Here is a 17,227-nt window from a genome sequence, read left to right as displayed (position 1 = left end):
GGGTGGGGTGGGGCCTTGCCTCGCCAAGGGCAACCGGCTAGCGAGCGCCCTCCCTCCGTCAGGCGGCATCCGCCGCCTTTTCGTCGACGATGCGTTCCTTGATGTGCTCGACCATGCTTTCCCGGATGGTGGTTTCGCCATGGGCCGTGCGCATGTGCTCCACCGCGCGGCGGACGACTTCGGCGTCGTCATGGGCGCGCGTATGCCAGTCGCATCCGGGGACGAGTGAACCGCATTCAAAAAGTCTCATGACTATCTCCTGTCGTTTCAACGGGACGAGTATAGCAGATGAGGCCGTTCCGGCCAAACCGCGACGGGTCCGCGACCGTGTCGGCCGTCTTCGGAAACGGCAAAGCTTGCGTCCGGTTCCACGCCGTCAGGCGGCGTCCTCGTCCCTGGCCCAGCAGTCGAAGCAGGCGGACGAGCCGAGCGGCTCGGGCCTTGCCCTGCGCCCGGCGATGGTGTGGACGTTTTCACGGGAAAGCCGCAGCCGGGCCTCCTCGACGAAATAGGCATGCGGCAGGTCCATGCCGCTCTCGGCGCGGATGGTTTCGGCGTAACGGTCGAGAAAATCGGCGGATTGCGGGTCGAGGCCCGAATGCACTGCGTCTTGCATCTTATTGATCATGACTGCCTCCTCCGTGGAATCATGCTGGAAGCATCGTACCACCGAGGAAAGGCAAACCGTAATCACAAGCGCGCTAGCGGCTCACGGCCAGCGCACCACCGGGGGCATGGAGGAGAGGATGGAATCGACGTTTCCGCCCGTCTTCAGGCCGAAGATCGTTCCCCGGTCGTAGAGCAGGTTGAACTCGACATAGCGCCCGCGCCGCACGAGCTGCTCGTCGCGGTCCTCCTCCGTCCAGCCCTTGTTGAAGTTGGAGCGAACGATCTTCGGATAGACCATGGCGAAGGCGCGGCCGACATCCTGCGTGAAGGCGAAGTCGGCATTCCAGCCGCCGAGCTCTTCCGGCGAGTGCAGCCAGTCGTAGAAGATGCCGCCGGTGCCGCGCGGCTCGTTCCGGTGCTTGAGGAAGAAATACTCGTCGCACCAGTCCTTGAACTTCGCATGGTCGGCGACGGGGTGGCGGTTGCAGGCAATCTCCATCGCCTTGTGGAAGAGGGCGGTGTCCGGGTCGCTCATCACGCGGCGGCGGTCGAGCACCGGCGTCAGGTCCGCGCCGCCGCCGAACCAGCGGCTGGTGGTGACGACCATGCGGGTGTTCATGTGCACGGCCGGCACGTTGGGGTTCACCGGATGGGCGATCAGCGAGATGCCGGATGCCCAGAAGCGCGGGTCTTCGCTCGCGCCGGGAATCTGGCTGCGGAATTCCGGCGAGAACTCGCCATGGACCGTCGATGTATGGACGCCGACCTTTTCGAAGACGCGGCCTTCCATCATCGACATGCGCCCGCCGCCGCCTTCGCCGCCCTCGCGCAGCCAGTCCTTGCCGACGAAACGGCCGGGCGGCAGGTCGGAGAGGGGGCCTTCCAGCTCGTCCTCGAGGGCCTCGAAGCTGGCGCAGATGGCGTTGCGCAACTGCTCGAACCAGGCGCGCGCCATGGCCTTCTTGTCTTCGATGTCCTCGGGCAGGCCCTTCGGCAGGTCTGGTCGTTCCATGATATTTCCCGCTGGGATGTTTCCCGCTGGCGGCCGCGCCGCCGAATCGCATTTCGGCCACAGTCGTTAACTTTGCCCTTTTTTGCAACCGCGGGGGCGAAATGAGCGCCCGGCGCAGGACTCGCAAAAGGGCAGGCGCTGGCCTATCTTCCTTTATTGAAAGTGCAGCAAGACGTTTCACGCGGCTTCGGATGCAAGCGCCGGATCCGCCCTGGAGGAAACCTGCATGGCGCGCATTCCGGGACCGCCCCTCGAAGGTCTGAGGTGCCAGATCGAGCGCCGCCGCCGCGAAAAGCCCTTTCGCGGCGAGGGGCATTTCGTGCGCGAGACCTTCTGCCTCGAGCGGCAGGCGGCGCGGGATAAGGCGCGCGAATGGTTCGATCTCTGGCCGAAGGCCGCCTACTGGACGGAGGTGGAAAGCTGGCGGATGCTGGAGGGCGACCGCATCGAATTCACCATGCGCCGGCTGCCGAGCGCCGATTGAGGCGGACCTGACGACAGCGTGATCGGCAAGCTCGATTGACGGCGAACCCGCGCGCCCCTATCTTGCGGCCATCGTCATCAACAGAAAGGCGCCGTTGCGGTTCTCAAGCACGGCTCATAGTCCTTGTTCGAACTCGCGATCGCTGTCTTCCTCATTCTCCTGAACGGGGTTTTTGCCCTTTCCGAACTTTCCATCGTTTCCTCGCGCAAGCCGCGCCTCAAGACCATGGCCGCCCAGGGCTCGCGCGGCGCCGCGTCGGCGCTGAAGCTTGCGGAAAACCCCGGGAAATTCCTCTCCACCGTCCAGATCGGCATCACACTCATCGGCATCCTGGCCGGCGCCTTCTCCGGTGCCGCGCTCGGCGGGCGTCTGCGTGACATCCTCTTTGCCGAGGGCGTGCCGGACTGGCTCGCCGACCCGCTCGGCTACGGTATCGTCATCTTCGTCATCACCTTCCTGTCGGTCGTCATCGGCGAGCTGGTGCCCAAGCAAATCGCGCTGAAGAACCCCGAGCGCTTCGCGACGCTGGTCGCGCCGGCCATGTCGCTGATGTCCAAGATCGGCGCGCCGGCCGTCTGGGTGCTGGACGCCTCGACACGGGTGATCTTCCGCCTGCTCGGCCAGCACGAGGTCTCCGAAAGCGTCGTCACCGACGAGGAGATCAAGACCATCGTCGCCGAAGCCGAGGCCGCCGGCGTCATCGAGGGCGGCGAGAAGCTGATGATCGCCGGCGTCATGCGCTTTTCCGACCGCGAGGCGCGCGGCCTCATGACGCCGCGCAACGACGTCGACTGGATCGATCTCGGCGATACGATGGAAGAGATCCGCCAGCAGCTCACCGAAAGCCCGCATTCGCGCATGCCGGTCGCCGATGGCGGGCCGGAGACCATCGTCGGCATCGTGCAAAAGCGCGAGATGCTCTCCGCCATGCTGACCGGCCAGCCGCTCGACATCCGCTCCTTCGTCCGCCCGGCGCCCATCGTGCCCGACACGATGGATGCGATGCGCGTGCTGGAGGCGCTGCGCAATTCGGAAATGCCGATCCTGCTCGTCCACGACGAATACGGTCACTTCGAGGGGATCATCACCCCCGCCGACGTGCTGGAGGCGATTGCCGGCGTGTTCCGCGCCGATATCGAGGAAGGCGACGACGAATATGCGGTGCAGCGCGAGGACGGCTCCTGGCTCATCGCGGGCTCCATGCCCATCGATGAGATGGCCGACCGCCTCGGCCTGACCCTGCCGGCCCGCCGCAGCTACCAGACGGCCGCCGGCCTCGTCATCGAGTCGCTCCAGAAGCTGCCGAAGACCGGCGAGATCACCGAAACCCAGGGCTGGCGCTTCGAGGTGGTCGACATGGACGGCCGGCGCGTCGACAAGCTTCTCGCCTCGCGGCTCGATTAAGCCGGATCGGGCTCGAGCAGTCTCGGGCCCGGGCCTTCCGCCGCCAGCGTATCCAGCGGATTGCGCAGCGGGCATTCGCGCATCGAAAGGCAGCCGCAGCCGATGCAGCCGTCGAGCTGGTTGCGCAGCTTCGTTAGCCGCGCGATGCGGTCGTCCAGAAATGTGCGCCAGGTCTGCGAGAGCTTTCGCCAGTCCTGCGCGGTAAGCGGCCGGTCGTGCGGCAGCACGGAGAGCGCATCGGCGATCTCGGCCAGCGGAATGCCGGTGCGCTGGGCAACCTTGATCACCGCGACGCGGCGCAGGATGCTGCGCGGATAGCGCCGCTGGTTGCCGCGGTTGCGCTGGCTGCGGATCAGCCCCTTCGTCTCGTAGAAATGCAATGTGGAAACCGCGACACCGCTGCGTTCGGCGACTTCGCCGACGCTGAGCTCGCGCGGCATGGCATCGTTCGGACATTTTTCCGTCATGGCTGTTGACCTCAACTTTACTTGAGGTTTTATACCAGCCGCTCCCTGATTTTCCAACACGGAGCGAAACCGCATGACAGACAGACTGACCATCGCCCTCATCTATGGCAGCGGCCGGCAAGGGCGCTTTGCCGATACGATCGCGGGGTGGCTCGAGCCGGAGCTTGCCGGGTTCGGCCAATACGACGTCATCCGCATCGACCCGGCAGAACTGGCCTTCACGCCCGGAGGCCTCGACGAGCCCTCGGCGGAGCGGGTCGAAAGCCTGATCCTGCAGGCGGACGCCTTCCTGATCGTCACGCCGGAATACAATCACGCCTATCCGGCGGCGTTGAAGGCGATCATCGATTGCTGCTTCCGGCCCTGGCACGCCAAGCCCATCGCCTTCGTTTCCTATGGCGGCGTCTCGGGCGGGCTCAGGGCAGTGGAGCAGTTGCGGCTGGTCTTCGCCGAGCTTCATGCCGTGGCGATCCGCGACACGGTGAGCCTTCCCCATGCCTGGACGCAGTTCGATCCCGCCGGCAACCCGTTCCGCCCCGGCCAGCTCAACGGCCAGCTCGCCATGCTGATGAAGCGGCTGACCTGGTGGGCCAACGCGCTGAAGGCGGCGCGCATCGCGACGCGCTACGACGAGGTTGCGGCATGAGGCCCGATCATTACGCGACGGCCGAGGTCGCCCGCTCGCCGGAGGAATACCGGCGCAACGCGACGCTGCTTTTCGTCAGCACGCTCACCATCATGTCCGGCGCGACGATCTCCGCCTCGCTGCCGGGCATCGCGGCGCGGTTCGCCGAGGTGGAGAACGTCGCGCTGCTCAGCCGGCTCGTGCTGACGCTGCCGGCGGTGTTCATCGCGCTGTTCTCGCCGGCCGCGGGCTTTCTCGTCGACCGCTTCGGACGCAAGCCCCTGCTGCTCGCCTCCCTCGCGCTCTTTTCCGTCGCGGGCGCCTCCGGGCTGGTGCTCGATACGCTGCCCGGCCTTCTTGCCGGCCGGGCGGTGCTCGGCATTGCCGTCGGCGGCATCATGACGGCGACGACGGCGCTGGTCGGCGACTTCTTCCAGGGGCTGGCGCGCGACCGCTATATGGGCCTGCAACAGGCCTTCGTCGGCATCGGCGGGACGATCTTCCTGACGGGTGGCGGCTTCCTTGCGGAAATCCACTGGCGCGGGCCGTTCCTCATCTATACGGCGGCGATCCTGCTCTTGCCGGCGGCGCTGGCCTTCCTGCCGGAGCCGCAGCGCGTGCGCCGGGCAGGGGCGACGGCGGGGGAGGCGAGGCTCGGCGGGCGAAGGGCGGCGCTGCTCGGCCTCCTCTTCCTTGCGGCTGCGGTCAACATGATCGCCTTCTACATGATCCCCACGCAACTGCCCTTCCATCTGGAGCGCCTCGGCTTTGCCGCGCCGAGCCTTGCGGGCACGGCCATCGGCGCGGGGCAGCTCGTCGGCGTGGCGAGCGCGCTCGCCTTCGCGCCCTTCAGGCGCCGGCTGGGAATCATGGGTGTCTTCGGCCTCGGCTTCGCATCCGCCGGGCTTTCCTTCCTCCTGTTGTCGATGGTGGAGAGCTATGCCGGCGTGCTTATGGCCATGGCAGTCTCGGGCATCTGCATGGGCACGATCATGCCGAATTTCGCCGCGGCCGCGATGCTGTTGGCGCCGCCCGCCCTGCGCGGGCGCGTGTCGGGGCTGCTCGTCTCCAGCATCTTCGCCGGCCAGTTCCTCTCGCCCATCGTCTCGCAGCCGCTGATCGGCCGCTTCGGATACGGAGGCGCCTATGGGCTCGTCGGAGCAGTGGTGCTGGCAATCGGCCTCGTCGCCTTCGCCGCGCGGCCGGCGCGGTCGGGCGATGGCTAGGTCAGGCAAAGCCCGTCTGGCGCAGCGCCTCGCCGCAGATCATGGCGGCGGAGAGCGCGACGTTGATCGAGCGCTGGCCCTCGATCATGGGAATGAGCACCCGGCCGTCCGCCGTCTCGTGCACGCGGTCCGGCACGCCGGCGCTTTCGCGGCCGAAGAGCAGGACGTCGTCCGGCCGGTAGGCGAAAGCCGTATAGAGGCCCGCCGCCCTCGTCGAGGCGAGCACGAGCCGGCGGCCGCTCGCCGCCCGCCATTCCTCGAAGCGGTCCCAGCTGACATGCCGCGTCAGCGTCACAGCGGCGAGATAATCCATGCCGGCCCGCTTCAGGCTGCGGTCGGAAATGTCGAAGCCCGCCGGCTCGATGATGTCGACGGTGAGGCCGAGGCAGGCGGCGAAACGCAGGATCGTGCCGGTATTGCCGGCGATGTCGGGCTGGTAGAGGGCGATGCGCAGGTCGGACATGGCCTGTCGCCTAATGGAGATGTGGCGGCAAGGCAACAGAATTGGCCTCAGATGCGAATTTGCGACAAAGTGTCTGGAAAATTGCGTCATTCCGGGTTAACCAGAAGCCATCTGCAACGCGAGAAAGAAGGAGGATCATGATGAATAACAAGCATCGGCTACGCCTCCCGGCTGGAATCACGCCTCTTCTCGCTTAGGCATTTCGCCGCCCGGATTCCCAGATTGCCTTCAGTTCAAATCGCCGTGTGACGTTTTTCGTCACCGCGGCAAATTTACCGGAACCTCGTTCCCGACAGCGCCCGTTTTGCGCCGTCCGTGCCGGTTCCGCCTTTCTATTACGGAGAAAGCCATGTTCGGCTGGTTCGAAAGACGTTTGAATCCCTATCCCGCGGAGGCGCCCTCGCTTCCGCCCAAGGGGCTTTTCGCCTTCCTTTGGCACTATACGCGCCCCGCGGCGCCGTGGCTTTTCGTGCTCGGCTTCTGCTCGATGGTGCTCGGCATTGCCGAAGTCCTGCTCTTCCAGTTCCTCGGCAATATCGTCGACTGGCTGTCCGCGGGCGATCCGGGCACCTTCCTTGCCCGCGAGAGCGGCACGCTGGTCTGGATGGCCGTGCTTCTGCTCGTCCTCATCCCGGGCTTCGGCGCGCTGCATACCATGACAATGCACCAGGCGCTCGCGGGCAATTTCCCGATGATCGCCCGCTGGCAGATGCATCGCTACCTGATCCGCCAGAGCATGACCTTCTTCTCCAACGAGTTCGCTGGCCGCGTCTCGACGAAGGTGATGCAGACGGCGCTCGCCGTGCGCGAGACGGTGATGAAGATCATCGACGTCTTCATCTATGTGGTGAGCTATTTCATCTCGATGATCGCGATCATCGCCTCGGCGGACCTGCGGCTCGTCGTGCCGCTGGTCGTGTGGTTCGTCTTCTATGTGAGCATCCTGCGCTACTTCGTGCCGAAGCTGATGGTGGTTTCGCGCGAGCAGGCGGATGCGCGCTCGATGATGACGGGCCGCATCGTCGACAGCTACACCAACATCGCGACCGTCAAGCTGTTCTCGCATGCCGGCCGGGAGGAGACCTATGCCCGCGAGGGCATGGACGGCTTCCTGCAGACCGTGCACAGGCAGATGCGCCTCATCACGCGGTTCAACATCCTGATCGACCTCAACAATGTCGTCGCGATGTTCCTGACCGCCGCCGTCGGCATCCATTTCTGGATGGCGGGCGATGTGACGGTGGGTGCCGTCGCCGTTGCCGTCGGCCTTTCCATGCGCATCAACGGCATGTCGCAATGGGTGATGTGGGAAGTGACCGCGCTCTTCGAGAATATCGGCACGGTCTATGACGGCATGGGCATGATGACCAAGCCGCACGACATCGAGGACGAGCCGCAGGCTCCGGCACTGCCGGCCGCCAGGGGCGCCATCGGCTTCGACCGCATCCGCTTCCACTACGGCAAGAACAAGGGTGTGATCGAGGATCTGTCGCTCAATATCGGGGCGGGCGAGAAGGTCGGCCTCGTCGGCCGTTCCGGCGCCGGCAAGACGACGCTGATGAACGTGCTGCTGCGGTTCTACGATCTCGAATCCGGCAGGATCACCATCGACGGCAAGGATATCGCGACGGTGACGCAGGACAGCCTGCGCTCGCAGATCGGCGTGGTGACGCAGGATACCTCGCTGCTCCACCGCTCGATCCGCGACAACATCGCCTATGGCAAGCCGGATGCGAGCGACGCGGAGATCATCGAGGCGGCAAGGCGGGCCAATGCCTGGGACTTCATCGAGAGCCTCAGCGACCAGCAGGGTCGCTCCGGCCTCGACGCGCAGGTCGGCGAGCGCGGCGTGAAGCTCTCCGGCGGCCAGCGCCAGCGCATCGCGATCGCCCGTGTCTTCCTGAAGGACGCGCCGATCCTGGTGCTGGACGAGGCGACCTCGGCGCTCGATTCCGAGGTCGAGGCGGCGATCCAGGAAAACCTCTTCGCCCTCATGGAAGGCAAGACGGTCATCGCCATCGCCCACCGCCTCTCGACGCTGACCGAGATGGACCGCCTCGTCGTGCTCGACAAGGGCCGCATCCGCGAGATGGGCACCCATGCCGAGCTGGTCGCCAACGGCGGCATCTATGCCGACCTGTGGACCCGCCAGTCCGGCGGCTTCATCGCCGACGACACGGCCGAGGCGGACGCGGCGGCGGAGTGAAGATCAAGGCATCCCCGCCGGATCGGCGGGGATGCCTTCCTCATGTGCCGGTACGCTTCGACGTGAGTTCGAGCCCCAGCGCATGCATGATCGTCAGCATGGATTTGAGGGTCGGGTTGCCGTCGCTGGCAAGCGACCGATAGAGCGCTTCCCGTGCCAGACCCGTTTCCTCGGCTATCTTGCTCATGCCCTTCGCGCGGGCGACGACGCCGAGGGCGTGTGCGATATATCCCGCGTCCCCGCTCTCGAAGGCGTCCTTCATGAAGACGTCGATGGCCTCGTCGGACGTGAGGGCTTCTGCCGGATCGTAGATGTGTAGTGCCTTGCTCATGTCAGTCGTCCAATTGAGATGCGAGCACCTTGGCAGCCGCGATATCCCGTCTTTGTGAACCCTTGTCGCCGCCGCAAAGCAGCACGATGATCTCGTTGCCTCTGCGCGTGAAGTAGATGCGGTATCCCGGTCCGTAGTGAACGCGGATTTCGCTGACGCCGTCGCCAACGGATTTGACGTCGCCGGGGAGACCGTAGGCGATGCGGTTCAGGCGGGCGGCGATCAAGGCTTGCGCTTTCGGATCGCCGAGGGCGCGCTCCCATTTGCGAAATGTGTCCGTCTGCCTGATCAGGATCGCCATGAAGGTTGTAACTTTAATATTACAATCCTTGAAGATCAAGGTCCTGCGCGATCAGGCCCCATACCTTGCCGATCTTTAATTTGCCCGCCGTGCAAAACGGCCTATATCGGGGGCATGATCTTCCGGCCGCTTTTCTCCTTCTTCGAGAACTGGATACAGCCCTTCGCGCGGCGGGATGACCTGCGGCCGCCGCAGGGGCTCTTTGCCTTCGTCTGGTTCTATGTGCGCCAGGCCAAGGCGCCGTTCGCGGCGCTGCTGGTGCTGGGCGGCATCACGGCGGGGATCGAGGCGGCGACGTTCTGGTTCGTCGGGCGGCTCGTCGACATGCTGGCGACGGTGAAGCCGGGCGAGGGGTGGGGCGGGCTTCTTGCCGCGCACGGGACGGAGCTGTTGCTGATGCTCGGCCTCATCGGCGTCGTGCGCTTCGTCGTCGCTTTCCTGACGGCGCTCGTCGACCAGCAGGTCATTACCCCCGGCTTCTACAATCTGGTGCGCTGGCAGTCCTATGTGCATGTCGCGCGCCAGTCGCTCTCCTTCTTCCAGAACGATTTTTCCGGCCGCATCGTCACCAAGGTCTGGTCGGCAGGGCAGGCGACGGGCGATGTCATCACCTCCTTCATGGAGAGCATCTGGTTCGTGACGATCTACACGGCCTCGACGCTCGTGCTGCTCGGCCAGCTCGACCTCAGGCTGGCGGCGGTCCTCTTCGTCTGGCTGGCGATCTTCGCGGTGCTGGCGCGCTATTTCGTGCCGCGCATTCGCGAGCATTCGCGCCTTTCGGCGGAGGCCGCCTCGATGATCAGCGGGCGCATGGTCGATGCCTATTCCAATATCCAGACCCTGAAGCTCTTCGGCCGCGACGAGGCGAACGACCGCTACATGCGCAGCGGCTTCGATACGTTCCAGGGCACGATCCTCGCCTTCACGCGGCTCCTGACGTCGCTGCGCGCCTCGCTCGCCTTCCTTTCCGGGCTGATGATCGCCGGCATGGCGGTGCTGTGCATCCATCTCTGGCTCGGCGGCATCATCAGCTCGGGCGCCGTCGCCTTCACCATGGCGCTGGTGCTGCGGCTCAATTTCCTGCTCAACCGCCTGATGACGCAGCTCAACAGCATCATGCGCAATATCGGCACGATCCAGAATTCGGCCGACCTCATCTCCCAGCCGATCGGCCTCGTCGACCGGCCGGACGCGGCCACGCTGACGGTCGCGCGGCCGGAGATCCGCTTCGAGAACGTCCGTTTCCACTACGGCCGCCCCTCGGGCGTCATCGACGATCTCTCGCTGTCGATCCGGCCGGGCGAGAAGGTCGGCATCGTCGGGCGGTCGGGCGCGGGCAAGTCGACGCTCGTCAATCTGCTGCTACGCTTCTACGACCTTGAAGATGGGCGCATCCTCGTCGGGGGCGAGGACATCGCCGCCGTCACGCAGGAGAGCCTGCGCGCCAATATCGGCATGGTCAGCCAGGATACGGCGCTGCTTCATCGCTCGATCCGCGACAACATCCTCTTCGGCAATCCGGATGCCAGCGAGGCGGAGATGATCGAGGCGGCGCGCAAGGCCGAGGCGCACGATTTCATCCTCGCGCTGGAAGACCAGCGCGGCCGCAGGGGCTATGACGCCCATGTCGGCGAGCGCGGCGTCAAGCTCTCCGGCGGCCAGCGCCAGCGCATCGCCATCGCCCGCGTCATGCTGAAGGATGCGCCGATCCTCGTGCTCGACGAGGCGACCTCGGCGCTCGATTCGGAGGTGGAGGCCGCCATCCAGTCGAACCTGGAGCGGCTGATGCGCGGCAAGACGGTGCTCGCCATCGCCCATCGCCTGTCCACCATCGCCGCGCTCGACCGGCTGATCGTGCTCGATCACGGCCGCATCGTGGAGGAGGGTACGCATGGCGAGCTGGTGGCGCGGGGCGGGCTCTATGCGGATCTCTGGTCGCGCCAGTCGGGCGGTTTCCTCGGCCACGAGGCGGCGGCGCAATAGCGACGCCAAGCGTCGTTTTTCCCTCGCTTTTTCAAGCCGGAAGCGCTGGAGGTTCAAGGCGATGCCTGCGGCTTGTCAAGATGCCCCGTTTTTCCCGCGACAATGTGCCCACCTCCTCTTGCCAAGGCTGGACATAATTTGCGATCAAGCATAGAACGCGCCGGATTGACGGGGAATCTATGGCCGTATTGTGTCCGGATCTTGCCGGTTTCCAAAGGGGCGTTGCGGTTTCCGCAGACATTGCGTGAGAGGATGGTTTAGCCGTGAGCGAACACGAGACAACAAGCGAATCCCTGGGCGAGCCCACTCGCCGCGACTTCCTTTACCTGGCCACCGGCATGGCGGGCGTCGTGGGCGGCGTGGCGGTTGCCTGGCCGTTCATCGACCAGATGCGCCCGGATGCATCGACGCTGGCGCTCGGCGCCATCGAAGTCGACGTCTCCAGCCTGACGCCCGGCATGTCGCTGACCGTCAAGTGGCGCGGCAAGCCCGTCTTCATCCGCAACCGCACGGACAAGGAAGTCGAGGAAGCCAAGGCCGTCGCGCTTGCCGACCTCAAGGACCCGGTTGCCCGCAATGCCAACATCGCGGCCGACGCGCAGGCGACCGACCTCGACCGCTCGGCCGGGGAAAGCCGGGAAAACTGGATCATCATGGTCGGCGTGTGCACGCACCTCGGCTGTATTCCGCTTGGCCAGGCCGGCGACTTCGGCGGATGGTTCTGTCCCTGCCACGGTTCGCACTATGACACTGCCGGTCGTATCCGTAAGGGTCCGGCGCCGCAGAACCTCGCCGTGCCGACCTTCTCGTTCATTTCCGACACAGTCATCAAGATCGGTTGAGGGGACTACTGATAATGAGTGCTGAACATTCAACCTACCAGCCGACGACTGGCATCGAAAAATGGGTCGATTCGCGCCTGCCTCTGCCGCGCATGATCCATGACAGCTTCGTTTCCTATCCGGTTCCGCGCAACCTGAACTATGCCTACACCTTCGGCGCCATGCTGTCGGTGATGCTGATCGTGCAGATCCTGACCGGCATCGTTCTGGCCATGCACTACGCCGCCGAAACGACCGTCGCGTTCAACTCGGTCGAGAAGATCATGCGCGACGTGAACCACGGCTGGCTGCTGCGCTACATGCACGCCAACGGCGCATCCTTCTTCTTCATCGCGGTCTATCTGCATATCGCCCGCGGCCTCTACTACGGCTCCTACAAGGCGCCGCGCGAAATCCTCTGGATCCTTGGCGTGGTGATCTACCTGCTCATGATGGCCACCGGCTTCATGGGCTACGTTCTGCCCTGGGGCCAGATGTCCTTCTGGGGCGCGACGGTCATCACCGGCTTCTTCTCGGCCTTCCCGTGGGTCGGCGAGTGGATCCAGCAGTTCCTGCTCGGCGGCTTCGCGGTCGACAACCCGACGCTGAACCGCTTCTTCTCGCTGCACTACCTGCTGCCGTTCATGATCGCCGGCGTCGTCGTCCTGCACGTCTGGGCGCTGCACGTCACCGGCCAGACGAACCCGACCGGCGTCGAGGTGAAGTCCAAGACCGACACGGTCGCCTTCACGCCCTATGCGACGCTGAAGGACGCCCTCGGCGTCTCGGTCTTCCTGATCGTCTTCGCCTGGTTCATCTTCTACATGCCGAACTATCTCGGCCACCCGGACAACTACATTCCGGCGGATCCGCTGAAGACCCCGGCTCACATCGTTCCGGAATGGTACTACCTGCCGTTCTACGCGATGCTGCGCGCCATCACCTTCAATGTCGGCCCGATCGACTCGAAGCTCGGCGGCGTCCTCGTGATGTTCGGCGCGATCATCGTGCTGTTCTTCCTGCCGTGGCTCGACACCTCCAAGGTTCGCTCCGCCGTCTACCGCCCGTGGTACAAGCTGTTCTTCTGGATCTTCGTGGCGAACGCCATCATGCTCGGCTGGCTCGGCGCACAGCCTGCTGAAGGCATCTACGTCGTCCTTTCCCAGCTCGGCACGCTCTACTACTTCGGCTTCTTCATCGTCCTCATGCCGCTCCTCGGCCTGATCGAAACCCCGAAGCGCATTCCGAATTCGATCACGGAAGCGGTTCTGGAAAAGAAGAACGCAAAGCTGGCCAAGGCCTGAGACGAGCGACGAAAGGAACCATGACAATGAAAAAGCTTGTTGCAGGCATTCTGTCGCTCGCCCTCGTCGCCGGCCTCGGCGTCTCCCTCGCCACGGCGCAGGAAGACCACGCGGCTGCCGGCGGTGCGGAAGCGGAACACGCCACGCCGCATTACCCGATCCACCACCCGAAGCAGCAGAGCTGGACCTTCGCCGGTCCCTTCGGCAAGTATGACAAGGGCCAGCTCCAGCGCGGCCTGAAGGTCTACACCGAAGTCTGCTCGGCCTGTCACTCGATGAGCCTGGTGTCCTTCCGCACGCTGGAAGGCCTTGGCTACTCCGAGGCGCAGGTGAAGGCCTTCGCGGCGAACTACGAAGTGCAGGACGGCCCGAACGCGGACGGTGAGATGTTCACCCGCAAGGCCATCCCGTCCGACCACTTCCCGTCGCCCTACGCCAACCACGAGGCGGCCGCCGCCTCGAACAATGGCGCGGCTCCGCCGGACATGTCGCTGCTCGCCAAGGCACGCGGCATCACCCGCGGCTTCCCGCAGTTCGTCTTCGACATCTTCACCCAGTACCAGGAAGGCGGGCCGGACTATATCTACTCGCTGCTGACCGGTTACGACGAAGAGAAGCCGGCGAATATCGAACTCGCGGAAGGCACGCACTACAACCCGTATTTCGCCGGAGCCGCCGCGCTTGCGATGGCAAAGCCGATCTCCGACGACCAAGTCACCTATGACGACGGCTCGCCGCAGACGGTCGATCAGTATGCCCGCGACGTCGCTTCCTTCCTGATGTGGGCCGCCGAGCCGCACCTGGAAGAGCGCAAGCGCACCGGCTTCATGGTCATGGTCTTCCTGGTGATCTTCACCGGCCTGATCTACCTGACGAAGAAGTCGGTCTACGCGAACAAGGAACACTGAGCGGCCTTTCCGCTCTGTCGAAAAGGCGGCCTTCGGGCCGCCTTTTTTGTTGTGGGGTGCGCATGCACCTGCAATAACCGGGCGAAGCCCTCCGCAGTCGGGAAATCCCATGTCCAGTCTTGAGCAAGAACTCGTCGCCGCGATCCGCAACATTCCGGATTATCCGAAGCCGGGCATCATGTTCCGCGACATCACCACGCTGCTCGGCAATCCGCGTGCCTTCCGCCGCGCGGTGGACGAGCTGGTGCATCCCTATGCGGGCATCGGCATCGCCAAGGTCGCGGGCATCGAGGCGCGCGGCTTCATCCTCGGCGGCGCCATGGCGCACCAGCTGTCGACCGGCTTCGTGCCGATCCGCAAGAAGGGCAAGCTGCCGCACGAGACCGTGCGTGTGGCCTACAGCCTGGAATACGGCGTGGACGAGATGGAGATGCACAAGGACGCCATCACGCCCGGCGAGAAGGTGATCCTCGTCGACGACCTGATCGCTACCGGCGGCACGGCGGAAGCCGCCGTCAAGCTTCTGCGCCAGATGGGAGCCGATATCGTCGCCGCCTGTTTCGTCATCGACCTGCCGGACATCGGCGGCCGCAGGAAGCTGGAGGCGCTCGGCGTCGAGGTGCGCACGCTGGTGGCGTTCGACGGGCATTGAGCGTGTTGGTCTGAATCTCTCGATCGGTTTGGGGTGTTCGGCCCCTCATCCGGCCTGCCGGCCACCTTCTCCCCGCAAGCGGGGAGAAGGAGATATGCCGTGCCGTTTTCCCTGAACTCTTACGTAGCGTGGGGCACGTCCCCTCTCCCCGCTTGCGGGGAGAGGGTTAGGGTGAGGGGCAAAAGGCGGCACGCCGGAAAAGTCCGGCCCGCCGCCGTCAGACGAACTCCAGCACCGTGCTCTCGAAGCGGATGACCGGCTCGTCGTCCTGGTTCCGGCCGGCGCAGAGGATCGTGTTCAAGAGCCGGTCCGTCCGCGAGGTGACCGCGCGGGAGCCGAGGAGCGTCACCGAATAGGTGATCGTGTCGCCAGCGAAGACCGGTTTCAGCCAGGCGAGCCCGGTGAAGCCCGGGGAGGGGCCGAGTTTCGGCGGCGCGATGCCTTCGGCGGCAAGGCGCCTGCATTCGTCCGCCCAGAACGACACGAAGCATTTCATCCAACCGGCGCTGGTGTGCCAGCCGGAGGCGCAGAGGCCGCCGAAGAGGGCGTTCCTCGCCAGTTCCGGATCGAGATGGAAGGGCTGCGGATCGAAATCCCGCGCGAAGCACACGATGTCCTCGGCGGTGAAGGCGAGGCTTCCGACCTCGACGGCCTCGCCCGTCGGATAGAGCTCAGCCATGCGCATGGTCGGCATCCTTTCCGGCAAGACGCAGCATGTTGATATAGTCGCAGACTGCGACGATCTCGCCGCGCTGGTTCGTCACCTCGGCGCGCATGCGCACGATGCCGAGCTCCGGGCGTGAGCGCGAGACGCGGGCCTCCAGCACCTCGCAATGGCCGCCGAGCGTGTCGCCGGCAAGCACCGGGCGTTTCCATTCCATGCTGTCGACGCCGGGCGAGCCTTCCGAGGTGGAGCCGTCGAGATAGGCGTCGAAGAGCATGCGCATCATGATCGCGCTGGTGTGCCAGCCGGAGGCTGCAAGCCCGCCGAGGATGCTGGCGCGGCCGGCTTCCTCGTCCATGTGCATCGGCTGCGGATCGAATTCGCGTGCGAAGGCGATGAGCTCGTCCGCCGTCAGCGTCCGCTTCGCAAAATCGAAGCGGCGGCCCGGGGGAAAGTCTTCGAATGTATAATTGGCCACGTCCGGTCGTCCTGTTGCGGGCGAAGAATGGCGAGCGCGGCGTTGTTTTGCAAGGGCTTGCCAGCCGGCGGGGCGTCGCTAGAGTTTGCCAGGTTCAGAATGAGACCGACAAACTCTAATGCGCGCGCAGGCGGCACGAGGAGACGACGACACATGCAGAGCTTGAAATCCGTGCTCGACGGCGCGGCGGGAGAGGGGATCATCAGCGCCGGGCAGGCCGGCGCGCTGCTGCCCTATATCGAGGCGCGCGGCGTTTTCCTGCGCGAGCCGCCGGAGGCGGACGCGCTCGATATCGCCGGCCGGGCCGAGGCGCGCGCCATCGCGCCGGTCGAGGACACGGAGGCGCCGCGCTTCGTCCGCGGCTTCCATGACGTGCTGATCACCATCGGCGTCGCCATCGTCATGGCGGGCGTCCTGGGCATCGGCTCCGTCCTGGCCGCGCTGCCGGTCATCGTCATCCTGGCGGAGATCCTGGTGAAGCGGCAGCGGCTTGCCCTGCCGGCGGTGCTGCTCACCGTCCTTTATGTCTATTGCATCTTCGTGGCGGTGGTGATTGCCTATGACGCGTATCTCGACGGGCAGGCGGATCCGTATCTGCGCTTCCTGCTTGTCGTGCTGCCCCTTGCCGTCCTGCTGCCGCCATTCTACTGGCGTTACCGCATTCCGCTGTCGCTGAGCCTCTGGTTCCTGTCGCTTGCGGCCGCCGCGCTCGGCGCCGTCTTCCTCGCGCTGACGCGCCTTGCCGGCAGCGCCGACTTCATCGCGGACCGTCCCATGGTCTCCGCGGCCATCTTCCTTGCCGCCGCGCTCGCGCTCTATGCGGTGGCGATGTCCTACGACCTGTCGGACCGCTTCCGCGTTTCGCGCCGCTCCGACATTGCCTTCTGGCTGCATCTCGTCACGGCGCCCGCGCTGCTCTATTCGACGCTCGCCTTCGTGTTCCTCGGCGACCTTGCCAACAATACGCTGTTCAGCGGCAGCAAGGGACTGCCGGAAGCGCTGGCCGTCGTCGCCGTCGTCGCGGTGCTGATGGGGATCGGGCTCGTCATCGACCGGCGCGCCTTCGTCACCTCGGGCCTCCTGTCGCTGGGGCTCGCGACGGCGAGCCTTTTCAAGCATATGGAGGCGCCGCCGCAGAGCTATGTCTTCCTGACGCTGCTGATCGTCGGTCTCGTCGTGCTGACCATCGGCATCGGCTGGCCGCATTTCCGGCGCTGGGCGATGGCGCCGCTGCCGATCCCGCTCAGGGAAAGGCTGCCGCCCCTGCGGTGAGGGACGGCAGCCTTGGT

Annotated in this window: 20 protein-coding genes; 11 read left to right on the top strand and 9 right to left on the bottom strand. The window is 65.2% G+C overall.

Translation table 11 applies throughout. The features are described from left to right. Window positions 1-58: 58 nt before the first annotated feature. The 3 genes from ACZ48C_RS10760 to hemF form a co-directional block, all read right to left on the bottom strand. Complete coding sequence (locus ACZ48C_RS10760; protein ID WP_119256993.1) at window positions 59-250, bottom strand: DUF1059 domain-containing protein; 192 nt, start codon at window positions 248-250, stop codon at window positions 59-61. A gap of 126 nt (window positions 251-376) precedes the next feature. Beyond that, on the bottom strand, window positions 377-628 hold the full coding sequence (locus ACZ48C_RS10755) for a hypothetical protein (RefSeq protein ID WP_119256994.1): 252 nt from the start codon (window positions 626-628) through the stop codon (window positions 377-379). An 81-nt stretch (window positions 629-709) separates the two neighbouring features. Then, the gene (hemF, locus tag ACZ48C_RS10750) at window positions 710-1,621 is read right to left on the bottom strand and encodes an oxygen-dependent coproporphyrinogen oxidase (RefSeq protein WP_119256995.1); all 912 of its coding nucleotides are present in this window, start codon (window positions 1,619-1,621) and stop codon (window positions 710-712) included. A 226-nt stretch (window positions 1,622-1,847) separates the two neighbouring features. Here hemF and ACZ48C_RS10745 point away from each other — a divergent pair, with 226 nt between their 5' ends. Then, window positions 1,848-2,105 (top strand): hypothetical protein, encoded by a 258-nt coding sequence (locus tag ACZ48C_RS10745; RefSeq protein ID WP_464781093.1) that lies wholly within the window; start codon window positions 1,848-1,850, stop codon window positions 2,103-2,105. 123 nt (window positions 2,106-2,228) lie between these two features. Then, a complete protein-coding gene (locus ACZ48C_RS10740; RefSeq protein WP_119256997.1) occupies window positions 2,229-3,509 on the top strand; it encodes a hemolysin family protein in 1,281 nt (426 codons plus the stop codon). On the opposite strand, the gene soxR is transcribed toward ACZ48C_RS10740, so the two are convergent. Continuing rightward, entirely contained in the window at window positions 3,506-3,976 is a 471-nt protein-coding gene (soxR, locus tag ACZ48C_RS10735) for a redox-sensitive transcriptional activator SoxR (RefSeq protein WP_119256998.1), read from the bottom strand. The two genes, ACZ48C_RS10740 and soxR, sit on opposite strands and share 4 nt — an antisense overlap. Before the next feature lie 73 nt (window positions 3,977-4,049). On the opposite strand from soxR, the gene ACZ48C_RS10730 reads away from it, so the two are divergent. Further along, on the top strand, window positions 4,050-4,622 hold the full coding sequence (locus ACZ48C_RS10730; protein WP_464781092.1) for an NADPH-dependent FMN reductase: 573 nt from the start codon (window positions 4,050-4,052) through the stop codon (window positions 4,620-4,622). After that, entirely contained in the window at window positions 4,619-5,827 is a 1,209-nt protein-coding gene (locus ACZ48C_RS10725) for an MFS transporter (protein WP_464781091.1), read from the top strand. Before ACZ48C_RS10730 ends, ACZ48C_RS10725 begins: the two co-directional genes overlap by 4 nt. A 1-nt stretch (window position 5,828) precedes the next feature. Here ACZ48C_RS10725 and ACZ48C_RS10720 read toward each other — a convergent pair whose 3' ends face one another. Beyond that, entirely contained in the window at window positions 5,829-6,290 is a 462-nt protein-coding gene (locus ACZ48C_RS10720; protein ID WP_464781090.1) for a tRNA (cytidine(34)-2'-O)-methyltransferase, read from the bottom strand. A gap of 349 nt (window positions 6,291-6,639) precedes the next feature. Here ACZ48C_RS10720 and ACZ48C_RS10715 point away from each other — a divergent pair, with 349 nt between their 5' ends. Further along, window positions 6,640-8,496: an ABC transporter ATP-binding protein gene (locus tag ACZ48C_RS10715; protein WP_464781089.1), complete on the top strand. Its 1,857-nt coding sequence runs from the start codon at window positions 6,640-6,642 to the stop codon at window positions 8,494-8,496. A 40-nt stretch (window positions 8,497-8,536) separates the two neighbouring features. On the opposite strand, the gene ACZ48C_RS10710 is transcribed toward ACZ48C_RS10715, so the two are convergent. Next, window positions 8,537-8,827 (bottom strand): addiction module antidote protein, encoded by a 291-nt coding sequence (locus ACZ48C_RS10710; RefSeq protein ID WP_119257003.1) that lies wholly within the window; start codon window positions 8,825-8,827, stop codon window positions 8,537-8,539. A gap of 1 nt (window position 8,828) precedes the next feature. After that, window positions 8,829-9,128: a type II toxin-antitoxin system RelE/ParE family toxin gene (locus tag ACZ48C_RS10705; protein ID WP_464781088.1), complete on the bottom strand. Its 300-nt coding sequence runs from the start codon at window positions 9,126-9,128 to the stop codon at window positions 8,829-8,831. Between the two features lie 114 nt (window positions 9,129-9,242). On the opposite strand from ACZ48C_RS10705, the gene ACZ48C_RS10700 reads away from it, so the two are divergent. From ACZ48C_RS10700 to ACZ48C_RS10680, 5 genes are all read left to right on the top strand, one after another. Continuing rightward, the gene (locus ACZ48C_RS10700) at window positions 9,243-11,111 is read left to right on the top strand and encodes an ABC transporter ATP-binding protein (protein WP_464781087.1); all 1,869 of its coding nucleotides are present in this window, start codon (window positions 9,243-9,245) and stop codon (window positions 11,109-11,111) included. A gap of 263 nt (window positions 11,112-11,374) precedes the next feature. Beyond that, on the top strand, window positions 11,375-11,953 hold the full coding sequence (petA, locus tag ACZ48C_RS10695; protein ID WP_119257006.1) for a ubiquinol-cytochrome c reductase iron-sulfur subunit: 579 nt from the start codon (window positions 11,375-11,377) through the stop codon (window positions 11,951-11,953). 14 nt (window positions 11,954-11,967) lie between these two features. Beyond that, window positions 11,968-13,236, top strand: coding sequence for a cytochrome b (locus ACZ48C_RS10690; protein WP_119257007.1), 1,269 nt, complete (start codon window positions 11,968-11,970; stop codon window positions 13,234-13,236). Window positions 13,237-13,262: 26 nt separating this feature from the next. After that, window positions 13,263-14,144 carry a cytochrome c1 gene (locus ACZ48C_RS10685; RefSeq protein ID WP_119257008.1) on the top strand — a complete coding sequence of 294 codons (882 nt, stop codon included), beginning with the start codon at window positions 13,263-13,265 and terminating at the stop codon, window positions 14,142-14,144. A 109-nt stretch (window positions 14,145-14,253) separates the two neighbouring features. Further along, entirely contained in the window at window positions 14,254-14,796 is a 543-nt protein-coding gene (locus ACZ48C_RS10680) for an adenine phosphoribosyltransferase (RefSeq protein WP_313193484.1), read from the top strand. A gap of 217 nt (window positions 14,797-15,013) precedes the next feature. Here ACZ48C_RS10680 and ACZ48C_RS10675 read toward each other — a convergent pair whose 3' ends face one another. Both ACZ48C_RS10675 and ACZ48C_RS10670 read right to left on the bottom strand, forming a co-directional pair. After that, entirely contained in the window at window positions 15,014-15,481 is a 468-nt protein-coding gene (locus tag ACZ48C_RS10675; protein WP_464781086.1) for a MaoC family dehydratase, read from the bottom strand. Continuing rightward, window positions 15,468-15,938 (bottom strand): MaoC family dehydratase, encoded by a 471-nt coding sequence (locus ACZ48C_RS10670; RefSeq protein ID WP_464781085.1) that lies wholly within the window; start codon window positions 15,936-15,938, stop codon window positions 15,468-15,470. The genes ACZ48C_RS10675 and ACZ48C_RS10670 overlap by 14 nt, the downstream gene beginning before the upstream one ends. Window positions 15,939-16,091: 153 nt before the next feature. On the opposite strand from ACZ48C_RS10670, the gene ACZ48C_RS10665 reads away from it, so the two are divergent. Continuing rightward, window positions 16,092-17,210 carry a hypothetical protein gene (locus ACZ48C_RS10665; protein WP_464781084.1) on the top strand — a complete coding sequence of 373 codons (1,119 nt, stop codon included), beginning with the start codon at window positions 16,092-16,094 and terminating at the stop codon, window positions 17,208-17,210. Window positions 17,211-17,227 lie beyond the last annotated feature (17 nt).

The organism is Shinella sp. 1A1 (assembly GCF_055379515.1).
This window is presented reverse-complemented; position numbering and strand designations above follow the sequence as displayed.